Annotated in this window: 15 protein-coding genes; 14 read left to right on the top strand and 1 reads right to left on the bottom strand. The window is 67.4% G+C overall.

The features are described 5' to 3' along the window. Positions 1 to 103: 103 nt before the first annotated feature. Positions 104 to 1,657, bottom strand: coding sequence for an MmgE/PrpD family protein (locus PC39_RS07940; protein ID WP_353252842.1), 1,554 nt, complete (start codon positions 1,655 to 1,657; stop codon positions 104 to 106). A 678-nt stretch (positions 1,658 to 2,335) separates the two neighbouring features. On the opposite strand from PC39_RS07940, the gene PC39_RS07935 reads away from it, so the two are divergent. The 14 genes from PC39_RS07935 to atpG all read left to right on the top strand — a co-directional run bounded on the left by PC39_RS07935 (position 2,336) and on the right by atpG (position 14,818). Next, positions 2,336 to 2,821: a mobile mystery protein A gene (locus tag PC39_RS07935; RefSeq protein ID WP_353252841.1), complete on the top strand. Its 486-nt coding sequence runs from the start codon at positions 2,336 to 2,338 to the stop codon at positions 2,819 to 2,821. Then, complete coding sequence (locus PC39_RS07930) at positions 2,814 to 3,401, top strand: mobile mystery protein B (RefSeq protein WP_353252840.1); 588 nt, start codon at positions 2,814 to 2,816, stop codon at positions 3,399 to 3,401. The genes PC39_RS07935 and PC39_RS07930 overlap by 8 nt, the downstream gene beginning before the upstream one ends. Positions 3,402 to 3,741: 340 nt before the next feature. Beyond that, the gene (locus tag PC39_RS07925) at positions 3,742 to 5,244 is read left to right on the top strand and encodes a flavin-containing monooxygenase (RefSeq protein WP_353252839.1); all 1,503 of its coding nucleotides are present in this window, start codon (positions 3,742 to 3,744) and stop codon (positions 5,242 to 5,244) included. A gap of 110 nt (positions 5,245 to 5,354) precedes the next feature. Further along, on the top strand, positions 5,355 to 7,055 hold the full coding sequence (locus PC39_RS07920) for a glutamine--tRNA ligase/YqeY domain fusion protein (protein ID WP_353252838.1): 1,701 nt from the start codon (positions 5,355 to 5,357) through the stop codon (positions 7,053 to 7,055). After that, positions 7,052 to 7,717 (top strand): 16S rRNA (guanine(527)-N(7))-methyltransferase RsmG, encoded by a 666-nt coding sequence (gene rsmG / locus PC39_RS07915; RefSeq protein WP_353252837.1) that lies wholly within the window; start codon positions 7,052 to 7,054, stop codon positions 7,715 to 7,717. The genes PC39_RS07920 and rsmG overlap by 4 nt, the downstream gene beginning before the upstream one ends. A 58-nt stretch (positions 7,718 to 7,775) precedes the next feature. Then, positions 7,776 to 8,576, top strand: coding sequence for a ParA family protein (locus PC39_RS07910; protein WP_353252836.1), 801 nt, complete (start codon positions 7,776 to 7,778; stop codon positions 8,574 to 8,576). Next, a complete protein-coding gene (locus tag PC39_RS07905) occupies positions 8,566 to 9,432 on the top strand; it encodes a ParB/RepB/Spo0J family partition protein (RefSeq protein ID WP_353252835.1) in 867 nt (288 codons plus the stop codon). Before PC39_RS07910 ends, PC39_RS07905 begins: the two co-directional genes overlap by 11 nt. A 203-nt stretch (positions 9,433 to 9,635) precedes the next feature. Further along, positions 9,636 to 10,010 (top strand): ATP synthase subunit I, encoded by a 375-nt coding sequence (locus PC39_RS07900; RefSeq protein WP_353252834.1) that lies wholly within the window; start codon positions 9,636 to 9,638, stop codon positions 10,008 to 10,010. Positions 10,011 to 10,061: 51 nt separating this feature from the next. Then, a complete protein-coding gene (gene atpB / locus PC39_RS07895) occupies positions 10,062 to 10,907 on the top strand; it encodes a F0F1 ATP synthase subunit A (protein ID WP_353252833.1) in 846 nt (281 codons plus the stop codon). 26 nt (positions 10,908 to 10,933) lie between these two features. After that, complete coding sequence (gene atpE, locus PC39_RS07890; protein WP_353252832.1) at positions 10,934 to 11,197, top strand: F0F1 ATP synthase subunit C; 264 nt, start codon at positions 10,934 to 10,936, stop codon at positions 11,195 to 11,197. Between the two features lie 79 nt (positions 11,198 to 11,276). Further along, positions 11,277 to 11,750 (top strand): F0F1 ATP synthase subunit B, encoded by a 474-nt coding sequence (locus PC39_RS07885; RefSeq protein WP_353252831.1) that lies wholly within the window; start codon positions 11,277 to 11,279, stop codon positions 11,748 to 11,750. After that, on the top strand, positions 11,750 to 12,298 hold the full coding sequence (locus PC39_RS07880) for a F0F1 ATP synthase subunit delta (protein WP_353252830.1): 549 nt from the start codon (positions 11,750 to 11,752) through the stop codon (positions 12,296 to 12,298). Before PC39_RS07885 ends, PC39_RS07880 begins: the two co-directional genes overlap by 1 nt. A gap of 73 nt (positions 12,299 to 12,371) precedes the next feature. Further along, positions 12,372 to 13,913, top strand: coding sequence for a F0F1 ATP synthase subunit alpha (gene atpA / locus PC39_RS07875; RefSeq protein ID WP_353252829.1), 1,542 nt, complete (start codon positions 12,372 to 12,374; stop codon positions 13,911 to 13,913). 44 nt (positions 13,914 to 13,957) lie between these two features. Beyond that, positions 13,958 to 14,818: a F0F1 ATP synthase subunit gamma gene (gene atpG / locus PC39_RS07870; RefSeq protein WP_353252828.1), complete on the top strand. Its 861-nt coding sequence runs from the start codon at positions 13,958 to 13,960 to the stop codon at positions 14,816 to 14,818. Position 14,819: the final 1 nt, after the last annotated feature.

Raw genomic sequence — 14,819 nt, 5'->3', positions numbered from 1 at the left:
GCTGTCTTTCGGCAGCCCGGTGAACCTGGCCGAAGCTCGCTTGGCGGAGCCGCGACAACGGTTCGGTGGGCAAACCGTCGCCGCGAAGACCGCTGGTTTGTCGCTAGTAAATGCCGCGCGTCTCCGGCGCCTCCAGGCGACCGTTGTCCACGATCAGGTTCACGGTCGCCAGTTCCTCGCCCGAGAGGCTATCCATGCCGTTGACGGCCTCGATGAAGCGGGCGCGTTCGGCATCCGAGACCAGATCCTTGGTGTAATCGGCGAGCTTGGCCTCGTAGTCGGGGCGCTGCCAGGGAGTGTCGCCGCCGGGGTGGGCGTTGGCGCGGGTCTTCTCGTCCGCGACCTCGCTGCCGTCGGCCAGGGTCACGATCATGCGGCCGCCATAGGCCTGCACGTTCGGATCCTGGTCGTGGTACAGGTCTTCCCAGTGCTGGTCGAACTGCGTCTCGATGCGGGCCATCAGCTGGCGCAGTTCGTTCTTCTCGGCCTGGGTCATCTGGTAGGCGCGGTCCTTGTGGAACTCGCCGGTCTGGATGCAGCGGGCGATGGCGAACATGATGCTGTGGTCCAGCGTGCCGCGGGGCGAATCCGGGTCGATCTTCTGCGGGTCGTTGGCGCCCGTGCCGATCACGTGGTGCGTGTGATGGCTGGTTTCCAGCACGATCTTCCCGATCTGGTCGAGGTCCACGCCGTCGCCCTTCTTGGGTAGCTGCTCGCGCAATTGCAGCGCCAGGTCGATGATCGCCTGACCCTGGTATTCGAAGGCGTACTGCTTGGGGTAGGTCTTCAGGATGTTGCGCAGCGGATCGACCCCCGGTTCGGCCAGCTCGACCTTGTAGACGGCGTTCTCGTCGTCCCGGCCGTTCAGGAAGCGGCGGATGATGCTGTCCACGCCTTCGTAGACCGGGTTGGGTCCCTTGAGGCCGTGCGTGGCGTGGTTCACCGCCTTGATGGCGATCTCCGCGGAGAAGCCGGGCACGAATTCCTTCTGCGCGCCGATGTCGCCCTTGCGCGACTGCCGGGAGGAAATGGCGTTGTGCACGGCGAAGTTGATGGCGTGATAGGCCTGCTCGGTGGTCAGCCCCAGCATGGAGGCGATGCCTGCCGCCGTGCCCGCGGCGATATGCGTCATGTGGTCGACCTTGTGCTTGTGCAGGCAGATGCCGGTGCCGTCGCCCGTGCCGACCAGCGCCACGTGCACCTCGTAGGCCACCACGATGCCGCGCAGGATGTCGGCGCCGTGCACGCCGAGATGCTGGCCCACCGCGATGATCGGGGAGATGTTGTCGTCCGGGTGGGAGTACTCGGCCGCCAGGTAGCAGTCGTCGTTATCCAGGAAGCGCACGGCCACGGCGTTGGCGAAGGCCGCCGGCAGCGGCGCGAACTTGTCCTCCAGCCCCCAGATCGTGGCCTTGCCCGTGCCCTTGGAGGCCAGCGCGTCGGCGCGTGCCACCTTGACCGCCGTCTCGTTCGCCGCGCCCAGGGCGATCGCCGCGTTGTCGATGATCCGGTTCTTGGCCATCGCCACGGCCTCGTCGTCCTGCGGGGCGTCCTTCGCCCGGGTGGCGAGCTCGGCCAGCTTCCAGGCCAACTGTTCCTCGCGGGCGAGGTCTCCGCTGGTCTTTTCTGCCTTGACGGTGTGGATCGTGGCGGTCATAGCAATGCATTCCTCTGATTGTCGGGGTGGGCGCCGGAGGCGGCCCTTCAGCGGGGGCGTGATACTAAACGATCGTTGGCGCGAATATAAGAACGGGCAACGAGCGCCGTCGCCGCTCGATACGGGATTTTGCCCGGACCGGAGGGGGCGAGGGACCACCCGTAAGCAGGGCGGCGCCGGACTCGGTATGTCCGGAAAGTTCCGATAGGTCCCGGTTCGTGACTTCTTGGATCTCGTTGGATACCAGGGCTCAAGGGCATGCGTCGAGAAGCCGCTGACCGAGATCGCGAACGATCCGATGGAACCGCTGGTTGCACAGAATGCAAATCCGCAGCAGAACCGCATCTCCTCTCCGACCGTCTGATCTCTGACAAGCTCTCGGTCGAGAACAGGGACATCCGGCTCCCGTCCGGTATGCGCCAGGCTGCCCTCTGACTTTCTCAGACCTCTGCACAACGATTGCGCTCGGCATCTTGGCCGCCGGCGGTGCGCCCTCTTTCCGAAAGAGGGCTCACGTATTCGCACACACGCAGCGCTTCCTGCGCTCCGGTGGCGACCAACCTGCCTTCGCTCGCTACGTTTTGCAGAGGCTTGGTTCTCTTATATGAGAATCTTTCGTGCTATTTGTTCTCATATATGAGATCATATAGTTGTTAATGTTCTCGTATGTGAGAACCAATGAGCGACAGCACGAAGACACTGGAACGCGAGCAGACCCGGCGGCAAGTCGATGAGGCGGCCGCGGCGGCGCGTGTGCGCGTGCCCAGGCAGGGCTGGATACGCACCGTGCGTACCGCGTTGGGCATGTCCGGCGCGGCGCTCAGCCGTCGTGTGGGCGGTGGGCGCACGTGGGCGGCGAACATGCAGCGCTATGAGCGTGAAGGGCGAGCCACGCTCAAATCCATGCGCGAGGCGGCGGCGGCCATGGGCTGTCGGTTCGTCTACGCCATCGTGCCGCCGGAAGGCCGATCCATCGAGGACCTGATCGAGCTCCAGGCCGAACGGCGGGCGCGGCAGATCGTGGAAGATGCTGCCGTGCACATGGCGCTGGAGGCGCAGCAACTCGGCGAGACCGACACGGCGGCCGAGATCAAGCGGCTGAAGAGGCGGCTGCTGGACGAGATGCCACGCGACCTCTGGGACCCGCTCCGGGACAATGACTGAGCCCTACGGCGCCACCCCGCTCGATCCCGACGAAACCCGGGGTCTGCGCTTCGGGCATATCGAGACCCGTGCCGAGTTGGACCGGATGGAGCAGGCGAACATCCAGGACGGCATGGTTTGGCTCGGCCGACAGCGCGGGCCGGAGGTGCTGAGCGAGGGCTTCGTGCGCGAGTTGCACCGGCGGCTGTTCGGCCGAGTCTGGACGTGGGCGGGCACGTTCCGGCTCAATGAGAAGAATATCGGCGTGGCGCCGGAGCAGATCGCCGTCCGGCTTCGAAACCTGCTGGACGATTGCCGGTTCTGGATCGATCATGAAACCTGGACGCCCACCGAGCTGGCGCTCCGGTTCCATCACCGCCTGGTCTGGATACATCTGTTCCCCAACGGCAACGGCCGCCACGCGCGGATTCTGGCCGACGCGCTGCTGGTGCATGAACTTGGCGCCCGCCCCATTTCGTGGGGCGGCAACGGATTGCTGGCTGATAGCGAACATCGCGATGCGTATATCGGGGCGCTGAGGGCGGCGGATGCCGGTGACTATGGTCCGCTGTTGCGGCTGTTCAGGGACGATTCGCGATAAACGGTGGCGATAGTCATATCCGAAAACGTCATCGAGCGGGCGCTGGTCCGGCGCCTGGCGGATGAGTTCGGATTCGAGATCCCGAGCTGTGACGGACGATCGCGAGAATTTAGGCGATGGCCCAGGCCGCGCCAGCAGCCACGATGTCCGGGGACAACTGCGGACAGGCCCTCGAACCGGTCGTCGATCATGCCCGAAATGACAGGCACTGGGCGGAGTTGGCCTGACTGACGATTGTCGGGTCAGTGTCCAGGGCGTGCGCTTGCTGGGGATGCTTGGCGTCGCCACCCGTGTGCGGGGCATAATGGGATGATAACGACGAGACATGACGAGGTGCGGTATGGCCGCTGAGGAGACCAACCCCGAGGAATTCGACGTGCTGATCGTGGGCGCCGGCCTGTCCGGCGTCGGCATGGCCTGCCATCTGCAGATGGAGTCGCCGGGCAAGTCGTTCGCGATCCTGGAGCGCCGGCAGGCGATCGGCGGCACCTGGGACCTGTTCCGCTATCCCGGCATCCGCTCCGACTCGGACATGTTCAGCTTCGGCTACGAGTTCCGGCCCTGGCACGAGCCCAAGGTGCTGGCCGACGGCCCGTCGATCCGCAACTATGTGGCGGAGACCGCGCGCGAGTACGGCGTCGAGGACAAGATCCGCTTCGGCCTGCGCATCACCCGCGCCGACTGGTCGAGCGAGGAGGCCCGCTGGACCCTGACCGCGGTCCACGAGCCCAGCGGCGAGACCCGCCATTACCGCTGCCACTACCTGGTCCTGTGTACCGGCTACTATCGCTACGACGCGGGCTACATGCCCGAATTCCCCGGCATCGAGCGCTACCGCGGAACCGTGGTCCATCCCCAGAACTGGCCCGAGGGTCTGGACTACGAGGGCAAGCGCGTGGTGGTGATCGGCAGCGGCGCCACGGCGATGACGCTGGTGCCGGCGATGGCGCCGGATACCGGCCACATCACCATGCTGCAGCGTTCGCCCTCGTACATCATCTCGTTGCCGGCGTTCGACAAGATCTCGGCCTGGCTCAAGCGTATCCTGCCCGACGACTGGGTGTTCGCCATGGCGCGGCGGCGCAACATCCGTCTGCAACGGATCCTGTACACGGCCTCCCAGCGCTACCCGCGGTTCATGCGCTGGTTGCTGATGCGCGGCGTGCGCAAGCAGTTGGGCAAGGATTTCGATATGCGCCACTTCTCGCCCAGCTACAACCCCTGGGACGAGCGGCTGTGCGCGGTGCCCGACGCCGACCTGTTCAAGGTCCTGCGCGAGGGCCGGGCCTCCGTCGTCACGGACCACATCGACACCTTCACCGAGGACGGCATCCGCCTGCGCTCGGGCAAGACCCTGGAGGCGGACATCGTGATCGCCGCCACCGGCCTGGAGGTCCAGCTCATGGGCGGCATGGAGATCGCGGTCGACGGCGAGACCCGCCCGCCGAACGAGGTCATGACCTACAAGGGCGTGCTGATCGAGGACGCGCCCAATCTGGCGGTGATCTTCGGCTACACCAATGCCTCCTGGACCCTGAAGGCGGACATCGCCGCCAAGTACATCTGCCGCCTGCTCAACCACATGGACGCCGAGGGTTATGTCTCGGCCACGCCGCGCGACGAGGAGGGCTGCGCCGAGGAGGACACCTCGGTGCTGGATTCCCTGAGCGCGGGCTACGTGCGGCGCGCCAGCCACCGCCTGCCGCGCCAGGGCAGGAAGCTGCCGTGGCGCGTGCTCAACCATTACCTGCGCGACCGCAAGATCCTCCTGGAGGAGCCGATCGAGGACGGCTACCTGGCGTTCGACCGCGAGGTGCGCCCGCGGAAGCAGCAGGCCGCATAGCGCGTTTCTCGCCCCGGCCGGCGGCCGCGGATAAAGGTCGCCGGCCAGTTTCTCTATAATGCGCGGCCTGGATTTCCACCGCGGTCCGGCTGGGACGAGGCCTCTGCATCATGAGCGATTCCGTTTCCGGCAACGACAAAGCCGGCAACAACTTCCTGCGCAACCTGATCGCCGAGCAGATCGCCTCGGGCGAGCACACGGGCGAGGTCGTCACACGCTTCCCGCCCGAGCCCAACGGCTATCTGCATATCGGCCATGCCCGCTCGATCTGGCTCAACTTCGGCCTGGCCGAGCATTTCGGCGGGCGCTGCCGCCTGCGCTTCGACGACACCAACCCCGATCGCGAGAACCCCGAGTACGTGGCCGCCATCGAGGACGACGTGCGCTGGCTGGGCTACGAGTGGGACGGCCCCGTCCGGCACGCCTCGGATTATTTCGACCAGCTCTACGACTACGCCCTGCACCTGATCGACGCCGGCCTGGCCTATGTCGACGAGCAGTCGCCGGAGCAGGCGCGCGAGAACCGCGGCACCCTGACCGAGCCCGGCGTGGACAGCCCCTATCGTGACCGGCCGGCGGCCGAGAGCCGCGCGCTGTTCGAGCGCATGCGCGCCGGCGAGCTGGACGAGGGCGCGGCGGCGCTGCGCGCGAAGATCGACATGAGCGCGGGCAACATGAACCTGCGCGATCCCGTGCTCTACCGTATCCGCAAGGCGCCGCACCACCAGACCGGCGACAAGTGGTGCATCTATCCCTCGTACGACTTCGCCCACGGCCAGTCCGACGCCATCGAGGGGGTCACGCACTCCATCTGCACGCTGGAGTTCGAGGACCACCGGCCGCTCTACGACTGGCTGATCGAGCACCTGCCGGTGCCTTCGCGCCCGTGCCAGTACGAGTTCGGGCGGCTGAACCTCAACTACACCATCACCAGCAAGCGCAAGCTCAAGCGGCTGGTGGACGAGGGTCATGTCTCCGGCTGGGACGACCCGCGCATGCCCACTCTCTGCGGCATCCGGCGGCGGGGCTATACGCCGGCCGCGATCCGCAACTTCTGCGAGATGGTCGGTGTGGCGCGCTCCGACGGCGTGGTCGACGCCGGCATGCTGGAGCACGCCATCCGCGACGACCTCAACGAGAACGCCCCGCGGGCCATGTGCGTGATCGACCCGCTCAAGGTGGTGATCACCAATTTCCCGGCGGACCGGGTGGAGACCCTGGCCGCGCCCGGCCACCCCAACCGCGATGACATGGGCGAGCGCCGGCTGCCGCTCACGCGCGAGATCTGGATCGAGCGCGAGGACTTCCGCGAGTCCGCCAACAAGAAGTACAAGCGGCTGGTGCTGGGCAAAAAGGTGCGGCTGCGCAACGCCTACGTGCTCACCGCCGAGGACGTGGTGCGGGACGCCGACGGCAACGTGGTCGAGGTCCATTGCACCTACGACCCCGATACCCTGGGCGAGAACCCGGCCGACGGCGTCAAGCCCAAGGGTGTGATCCACTGGGTCTCGGCCAGCCACGGCAAGCGCGCCACCGTGCGGCTCTACGACCGGCTGTTCGCGGTCGAGACCCCGGGCCGCGGCGACGAGGATTTCCTCGCGCACCTGAATCCCGACTCCCTGGAGGTCCGCGAGGACTGCTGGATCGAGCCCGACTGGGCCGCGGCCGAGCCCGAACAGCGGCTGCAGTTCGAGCGTCTCGGCTATTTCGTGGCCGACCGCCACGACCATCGCCCGGACCGGCCGGTGTTCAACCGCACGGTGCCGCTGCGCGACACCTGGGCCAAGATCGAGGCCCGGGAGGGCGCGTGACGGTCGACACGCCGCGGGCGACGGTGGACTGGGAAGGCTGCCTCAAGCGCCTGACCGAGGGCGCGCGGGCCCTGCGCGTGCGCACCTCGCCGGCCGCGCGCGAGACCCTGATCGACTACCTCAAACAGCTCGAATCCTGGAACCGCACCTACAACCTCACCGCGGTGCGCAAGCCGGCGGACATGGTGGTGCGCCACCTGCTGGACAGCCTGGCGGCGGCGCCCTACATCGCCGGAGACAGCGTCGCCGACATCGGCAGCGGGGCCGGCCTGCCGGGCATCCCGCTGGCGCTGGCACTGCCGCGCAAGTCGTTCACGCTAGTCGAGTCCAACGGCAAGAAGGCGGCCTTCCTGCGGCACGTCGTGCGTACCCTGGCGCTGGATAACGTCGATGTCGTGCAGCGGCGCAGCGAGGACTACCGACCCGCCAGGGGCTTCGACACGGTGGTCTGCCGCGCCTTCGCGGCGGCCGACGAGGCGGTGCGGCTGGCGGGCCACCTGTGCGCGCCGGACGGGCGCTTCGTCCTGATGAAAGGGCGCGACCCGGCCGCCGAGCTGGCGGCGCTGCCGGCCGGCTTTCGGGTGCTGGAATCGGCCGCGGTGACGGTGCCCGGCCTGGACGCCGAGCGGCATATCGTCGTGCTGGGGCCGGGGCTGCTGTAGGCAAGGTCGCGGACGACAGGTTACAGATAACAGGGAAAAAGATACCCTCACACGCCTTATGGCCAGAGTTATCGCGGTCGCGAACCAGAAAGGGGGGGTCGGCAAGACCACCACCAGCATCAACCTGGCCGCCAGCCTGGCGGCGGCCGGCCAGCGCGTGCTGCTCGTGGACATGGATGCCCAGGGCAATGCCACCATGGGCGTGGGCGTCGACAAGGCGGGCCTCAAGCTCACCGGCTGCGACGTGCTGCTCGGCGAGCGCAGTCTCGGCGAGGCGGTGCGGCCGGTGCTGGACGGGCGCTTCGACCTGCTGCCGGCCAACGGCGACATGACCGCGGCGGAGGTCGGGCTGCGTCGCCGGCGCAACGGCGAGCTGGCGCTCTCGGAAGCCTTGCGGGATGCGCGCGGCCGCTACGACTACGTGATCGCCGATTGCCCGCCGGCGCTGTCGATGCTCACGGTCAACGCCCTGTCCGCCTGCGACGGCGTGCTGATCCCGATGCAGTGCGAGTACTATGCCCTGGAGGGGCTGACGGCGCTGATGGACACCATCGAGAAGGTGCGGGCCGTGATCAATCCGCGCCTGCGGATCGAGGGGCTGTTGCGCACCATGTACGACCCGCGCAACCGGTTGTCGGGGGACGTCTCCGCGCAACTGTTGAGCCATTTCGGCGAGCAGGTCTACGAGACCATCATCCCCCGCAACGTGCGCCTGGCCGAGGCCCCCAGCCACGGCCTGCCCGCCCTCGATTACGACGCCTCCGCGGCCGGGGCGAAGGCCTACCGGGCCCTGGCGGACGAGGTGCTGGCGCGGGCGCGGGACGGGCAACGCAACACGGAGACCTCGCATGGCGGCTAAGAAACGCGGCCTCGGACGCGGGCTGGACGCCCTGCTCGGCGGCGACCTGGCGCCGGACGCCGACGAGGCGGCGGCCGCCGGCGAGCTGCACGAGCTGGCGCTGGACGACCTGCACCCCGGTCGCTATCAGCCGCGCACCGAGATCGACACCGACGCCCTGGAATCGCTGGCGCAGTCGATCCGCACCCAGGGCGTGCTTCAGCCGCTGGTGGTGCGGCCGGACGGCAGCGGCTACGAGATCATCGCCGGCGAGCGCCGCTGGCGCGCCGCGCGCATCGCCGGTCGCGAGACCGTGCCCGCGGTGGTGCGCGAGATCGGCGACGAGATCGCCATGGCCGTGGCTCTGATCGAGAACATCCAGCGCGAGGACCTCAATCCGCTGGAAGAGGGCGCGGCCCTGCGCCGCTTGATCCGCGACTGCAAGATGACCCACGCTCAATGCGCGGAGGCCGTGGGCCGCTCGCGCGCGGCCGTCTCCAACCTGCTGCGGCTGGCCGAACTGGACGACACGGTCCAGGATCTGCTGCGCCAGCGGCGGCTGGAGATGGGCCATGCCCGCGCGCTGCTGGCGTTGCCCAAGGAGCAGCAGGGCCCGCTGGCCGAGAAGGTCGTGGCCCGGGGGCTGACCGTGCGGGCCACCGAGGCCCTGGTGAAGGCCGCGCTGGAGGGTTCCGACACCCCGCGCCGCGAGCGCGCCACGCGCAGCCCGCGGCTGGCGCGGTTGGAAAGCGACCTGAGCGCGTCGTTGGGTACCGCGGTGGCGATCAAGCCCGGTCGCGGGGGGCGCGGCGGCCGGGTCGTGATCGAGTACGGCGACGCCGAAGGGCTCGACGAGCTGGTGCGCCGCCTGAAATGAAATGAGCGCCGGGCCGCCGGCCTGGATTGGTACCGACAATAAGCCTTGTCCGCCGGGACGCCGTTGCGCCGCTCGTGGCACGCCTGCCGCGGGCAGGGATCGCGCTGCGCGTAATTGACCCTGATGGGTGACTCCTTTATAGTCTCGCGCCCGCAGCCTGGGGCGCCAGGGGATGAGGTCCGCCCGGCACATCGGAGAGGACCATGAGGCGGCCCCGACTGCGAGGAATGCAATTGGCCCTGGCCCTGTTCACGGCGCAGGCGGGCGTCGGCGCGGCGCTCGCCACCGTGTGGCAAGCCGCGCGCGGCGGATCAAGCGGCGCGGCGGCGCTCTTCGGAGCGCTGATAGCAGTGGTGCCGGGGCTTTACTTTGCGAGGCGTTTGTTGCGGTACGGAACCGACGCCTCGCCGAAACGGGTGGCGCGGTCGCTGTACCTCGGCGAGCTCGGCAAGCTCGCGCTGACCGCCGCCATGTTCCTGGTCGCCGCATTGGCGTTCGGGGAGCATTTCCTGCCCGTACTGACTACATACGTGGCCTGCCTGGGTTGTTATTGGCTGGCCATGATCGTCAACCGCTAGGCGCGCGTGATCCGGATCAGGCGATAGCCGGACCAGATAGGGATAAGCAAGATGGCCAGTGCCGAAGAGGGCGGCAGCAACGTCAGCCGCTACATCGAGCATCACCTGACCAATCTCAAGTTCGATCTCTCCACCATGCGGTTCGATTCGCATGCGGACGGTTTCTGGGTCCTGCATGTGGACAGCCTCGGCTTCGCCGTCGGCCTCGGCCTGCTGTTTGTGCTGCTGTTCCGCGCGGTCGCGAAGCGCGCCACGGCCGCCGAGCCGGGCGGCATGCAGAACTTCGTGGAGATGGTGGTGGAGTTCACGGACGGTCAGGTCCGCGACATCTTCCACGGCAAGTCCCGGTTGGTGGCGCCGCTCGCCCTGACGATCTTCGTCTGGGTTTTCCTGATGAACTTCATGGACCTGGTGCCGGTGGACCTGCTGCCGGCCACGGCGGCCGCCATGGGCGTCGAGTATCTCAAGGTGGTGCCCACCACCGACCTCAACGTCACCTTCGGCCTGTCCCTGACCGTGTTCGCCCTGGTGATCTTCTACTCGATCAAGATCAAGGGTGGCTGGGGCTACGCCAAGGAATTCCTGACGCATCCGTTCGGCTGGTGGCTCGCGCCCTTCAACCTGCTGCTCAAGCTGGTCGAGGAGATCGCGAAGCCGGTCTCGCTGTCGCTGCGACTGTTCGGCAACCTCTACGCGGGCGAACTGATCTTCATCCTGATCGCGCTGTTCAGCCTGGGTGCCGGCATGTCCCTGATGACGCTGCCGCTGTTCGCCACGCAGCTGATCCTGGGCGCGGCCTGGGCGATCTTCCACATTCTGGTTGTGACCCTGCAGGCCTTCATTTTCATGATGTTGACCATCGTGTACCTGTCCATGGCACACGAGACAGAGCACTAGCAAACGTTCCTAGGAGGAAAGAGACGATGGAGATGGTAATTGGTATGACCGCGGTTGCGGTGGGCCTGCTGATCGGCATGGGTGCTCTGGGTACCGCCATCGGCTTCGGTCTGCTCGGCGGCAAGTTCCTCGAGGGCATCGCCCGGCAGCCCGAGATGGCCCCGATGCTGACCGGCCGCATGTTCCTGATCGCCGGCCTGCTGGACGCCGTGGCCATGATCGGCGTGGGTGTCGCGCTGTTCTTCACGTTCGCCAACCCGTTCGTGGCGGCGATTCAGGCGGCCGGCTAAGAAGAGGAAGGTCGGGGATGGGGCGATCTCGATCGCTTGCGTCCCGTAGCTTCCATCTTCGCTCTCACTGGAGTCCGTTATGAACATCAACGCCACCCTGCTCGGCCAGATGATCGTCTTCGGCGTGTTCGTCTGGTTCACGATGAAGTTCATCTGGCCGCCGTTGATGCAGGCGATGCGCGATCGGCAGCAGCGGATCAGCGAGGGGCTGGCCGCGGCCGAACGGGGCGCCCGCGAGCTGAACGAGGCCACCGAGAAGGCCGAGAACATGCTCCGCGAGGCCCGCGAGCAGGCGCAGGAAATCCTGAGCAACGCCCAGAAGCAGGCCAGCGAGACCATCGAACGGTCCCGCGACGAGGCCCGCGAGGAAGGCGAACGCCTGAAGGCGGCGGCCCGCGACGAGATCGACCAGGCGGTCGCCCACGCCAAGGACGAGCTCCGGCGCGAGGTGGGCCGGCTGTCCGTCGCCGGTGCCGAGCGCATCCTGCGGCGCGAGATCGACAGTCAGGCCCATAACGACATCATCGACGACCTGGTTGCGGAGATCCGCTGATGGCTGAGCTTCGCACGCTTGCCCGGCCCTACGCCGAGGCCATCTTCGAGCTGGCGCAGGCGGGCGGCAGCCTGCCGGCCTGGTCCGAGGCGCTGGATACCCTCGCGGCGATCGTGTCGAACGAGGACGTCGCCGCGCTGGTGGGCAATCCCGGCGTGGACGATCGGCAGCTCGCCGAGGCGATCGTGGCGATCGCCGGCGAAGCGCTGTCCGGCGTCGCCGACAGCCAGGCCGAGAACCTGGTGCGGTTGCTGGCCGAGAACGGCCGCCTGCGGCTGGCCCCCGAGATCGCCGCCCAGTACGCGGCCCTGCGGGCCGAGGCCGAGAACCGGGTGGACGTCGAGGTCCGCACGGCGGCCGAGTTGGGCGATACGCAGCGCGAGGCCCTGGCCTCGGCGCTGGAGAAACGACTGGCGCGGCAGGTGAGTCTGTCGTGCACCATCGACGAGGCCCTGATCGGCGGCGCCGTGATCCGCGCCGGCGATCTGGTTATCGACGGTTCCGTGCGCGCGCAGCTCGCGCGACTGAGCCAGAGTCTGGCCCACTGACGGCCCGGACAAGGGCGCGAATCGACAGCGGCGGGCGGAGGCCCGTCGATAGAGGACAACTGAGGAATCCGGTATGCAACTCAACCCGTCCGAAATCTCCGATCTGATCAAGCAGCGGATCGAGAACTTCGAGTCCGCCACCGAGGCGCGCAACGTCGGCACCGTGGTCAGCCTGGCCGACGGCATCGCCCGCATCCACGGCCTGGCCGAAGCGATGCAGGGCGAAATGCTCGAGTTCCCGGGCGGCACCTTCGGCATCGCCCTGAACCTGGAGCGCGACTCCGTGGGCGCGGTGCTCATGGGCGATTACAAGCACATCTCCGAGGGCGATACGGTGAAGACCACCGGCCGCATCCTGGAGGTGCCGGTCGGCGAGGGCCTGCTGGGCCGCGTGGTCGACCCGCTGGGTAGCCCCATCGACGGCAAGGGCGAGCTCGACATCGAGCGCACCGAGCCGATCGAGAAGGTGGCGCCGGGCGTGATCGCGCGCCAGTCGGTCGATCAGCCGGTGCAGACCGGCCTCAAGTCCATCGACGCCATGATCCCGATCGGCCGCGGCCAGCGCGAGCTGATCATTGGCGATCGCCAGACCGGCAAGACCGCGATCGCGATCGACGCGATCATCAACCAGAAGAACACCGGCATTAAGTGCATCTACGTCGCGATCGGCCAGAAGAACTCGTCGATCGCCGCGGTGGTGCGCAAGCTCGAGGAGCACGGCGCCATGGACCACACCATCGTGGTCTCCGCCGGCGCCGCGATCTCGCCGGCCCTGCAGTACATCGCCCCCTACGCCGGCTGCGCCATGGGCGAGTACTTCCGGGACAAGGGCGAGGACGCCCTGATCATCTACGACGACCTGTCCAAGCAGGCCGTGGCCTACCGCCAGGTCTCCCTGCTGCTGCGGCGCCCGCCGGGCCGCGAGGCCTTCCCCGGCGACGTGTTCTACCTGCACTCCCGGTTGCTGGAGCGCGCCGCGCGCATCAACGCCGATTACGTCGAGGAGATCACCGAGGGCAAGGTCAAGGGCAAGACCGGCTCGCTCACCGCGCTGCCGATCATCGAGACCCAGGCCGGCGACGTGTCCGCCTTCGTGCCCACCAACGTGATCTCGATCACCGACGGCCAGATCTACCTCGAGTCCGACATGTTCAACGCCGGCATCCGCCCGGCGGTGAACGCGGGCCTGTCGGTGTCCCGCGTGGGCGGCTCGGCGCAGACCAAGATCATCAAGAAGCTCGGCGGCGGCATCCGCCTGGCGCTGGCCCAGTACCGGGAACTGGCGGCCTTCGCCCAGTTCGCCTCCGACCTGGATGAGGCGACCCGGCAGCAGCTTGAGCACGGCGAGCGCGTGACCGAGCTGATGAAGCAGGCCCAGTACCGCCCGCTGTCCGTGGCGCTGACCGCGGTGTCGCTGTTCGCGGCGGACAAGGGCTATCTCAAGGACGTCGAGACCGAGAAGGTCGTGGACTTCGAGGCCGCCCTGCATCAGTACATGGAGACCGAGCAGAAGGCGCTGGTCGACCAGATCAACGAGTCGGGCGACTACAACGACGAGGTCGAGTCCGCCCTCCACACCGCCCTGAAGGAATTCAAGGAGACCCACACCTGGTGATCCCGGGTGTGCAGGTTCCGAATTCCGATTGACGAGGTGAACTGATGGCCGGCTCGAAGGAAGTCAAAGGCAAGATCCGAAGCGTCGAGAACACGCAGAAGATTACCAAGGCCATGGAGATGGTCGCCGCCTCCAAGATGCGCAAGGCCCAGGAGCGGGTCGAGGCGGCGCGTCCCTATGCGGAGAAGATCCGGCGCACGATCGGCCACCTGGCCTACGCGAATCCGGACTACCGGCATCCCTTCATGGTCGAGCGCGAGATCAAGCGGGTCGGCCTGCTGGTGATCTCCACCGACCGCGGCCTGTGCGGCGGCCTGAACATCAACCTGTTCCGGCGCGTGCTCGGTGAGATGCGCGGCTGGAAGGAGAAAGGCATCGAGACCGACATCGCCGTGGTCGGCCGCAAGGGTATCGGCTTCTTCCGGCGGTTCAGCAAGATCGAGGCCGAGGTCTCCAATCTGGGCGACAACCCGCACCTGGAAGACCTGCTGGGCACGGTGCAGGTGATGCTCAAGGCGTATCGCGAGGGCAAGATCGACCGTCTGTACGTGATGGGCAACGACTTCGTGAACACCATGACCCAGCGCCCCGAGGTGCGGCAGGTGCTCCCGATCGAGCCGGTGCGGGACGACGAGCTGCCCGACTACTGGGACTATATCTACGAGCCGGACGCCGCCGACCTGCTCGACGGCATCCTGATGCGCTACGTCGAGGCCCAGGTGTACCAGGGCGTGGTCGAGAACGTCGCCTGCGAGATGGCGGCGCGGATGGTGGCGATGAAGTCGGCCTCCGACAACGCCGCCGACATCATCGACCAGCTCCAGCTCGAGTACAACAAGGCCCGCCAGGCGGCGATCACGCAGGAGCTGTCCGAGATCGTGGCCGGCGCGGCGGCGGTCTCCTGAC

This window comes from Salinisphaera sp. PC39, from assembly GCF_040361335.1.
Classification (GTDB): Bacteria; Pseudomonadota; Gammaproteobacteria; order Nevskiales; family Salinisphaeraceae; genus APNM01.
The sequence above is the reverse complement of the archived record's forward strand: the minus strand, read 5'-3'. Positions and strand labels throughout refer to the sequence as shown.

Coding starts and splice junctions, on each gene's coding strand:
- PC39_RS07940 (WP_353252842.1), bottom strand. CDS start 1,657: ATGACCGCCACGATCCACACCGTCAAGGCAGAAAAGACCAGCGGAGAC.
- PC39_RS07935 (WP_353252841.1), top strand. CDS start 2,336: ATGAGCGACAGCACGAAGACACTGGAACGCGAGCAGACCCGGCGGCAA.
- PC39_RS07930 (WP_353252840.1), top strand. CDS start 2,814: ATGACTGAGCCCTACGGCGCCACCCCGCTCGATCCCGACGAAACCCGG.
- PC39_RS07925 (WP_353252839.1), top strand. CDS start 3,742: ATGGCCGCTGAGGAGACCAACCCCGAGGAATTCGACGTGCTGATCGTG.
- PC39_RS07920 (WP_353252838.1), top strand. CDS start 5,355: ATGAGCGATTCCGTTTCCGGCAACGACAAAGCCGGCAACAACTTCCTG.
- PC39_RS07910 (WP_353252836.1), top strand. CDS start 7,776: ATGGCCAGAGTTATCGCGGTCGCGAACCAGAAAGGGGGGGTCGGCAAG.
- PC39_RS07905 (WP_353252835.1), top strand. CDS start 8,566: ATGGCGGCTAAGAAACGCGGCCTCGGACGCGGGCTGGACGCCCTGCTC.
- PC39_RS07900 (WP_353252834.1), top strand. CDS start 9,636: ATGAGGCGGCCCCGACTGCGAGGAATGCAATTGGCCCTGGCCCTGTTC.
- atpB (WP_353252833.1), top strand. CDS start 10,062: ATGGCCAGTGCCGAAGAGGGCGGCAGCAACGTCAGCCGCTACATCGAG.
- atpE (WP_353252832.1), top strand. CDS start 10,934: ATGGAGATGGTAATTGGTATGACCGCGGTTGCGGTGGGCCTGCTGATC.
- PC39_RS07885 (WP_353252831.1), top strand. CDS start 11,277: ATGAACATCAACGCCACCCTGCTCGGCCAGATGATCGTCTTCGGCGTG.
- PC39_RS07880 (WP_353252830.1), top strand. CDS start 11,750: ATGGCTGAGCTTCGCACGCTTGCCCGGCCCTACGCCGAGGCCATCTTC.
- atpA (WP_353252829.1), top strand. CDS start 12,372: ATGCAACTCAACCCGTCCGAAATCTCCGATCTGATCAAGCAGCGGATC.
- atpG (WP_353252828.1), top strand. CDS start 13,958: ATGGCCGGCTCGAAGGAAGTCAAAGGCAAGATCCGAAGCGTCGAGAAC.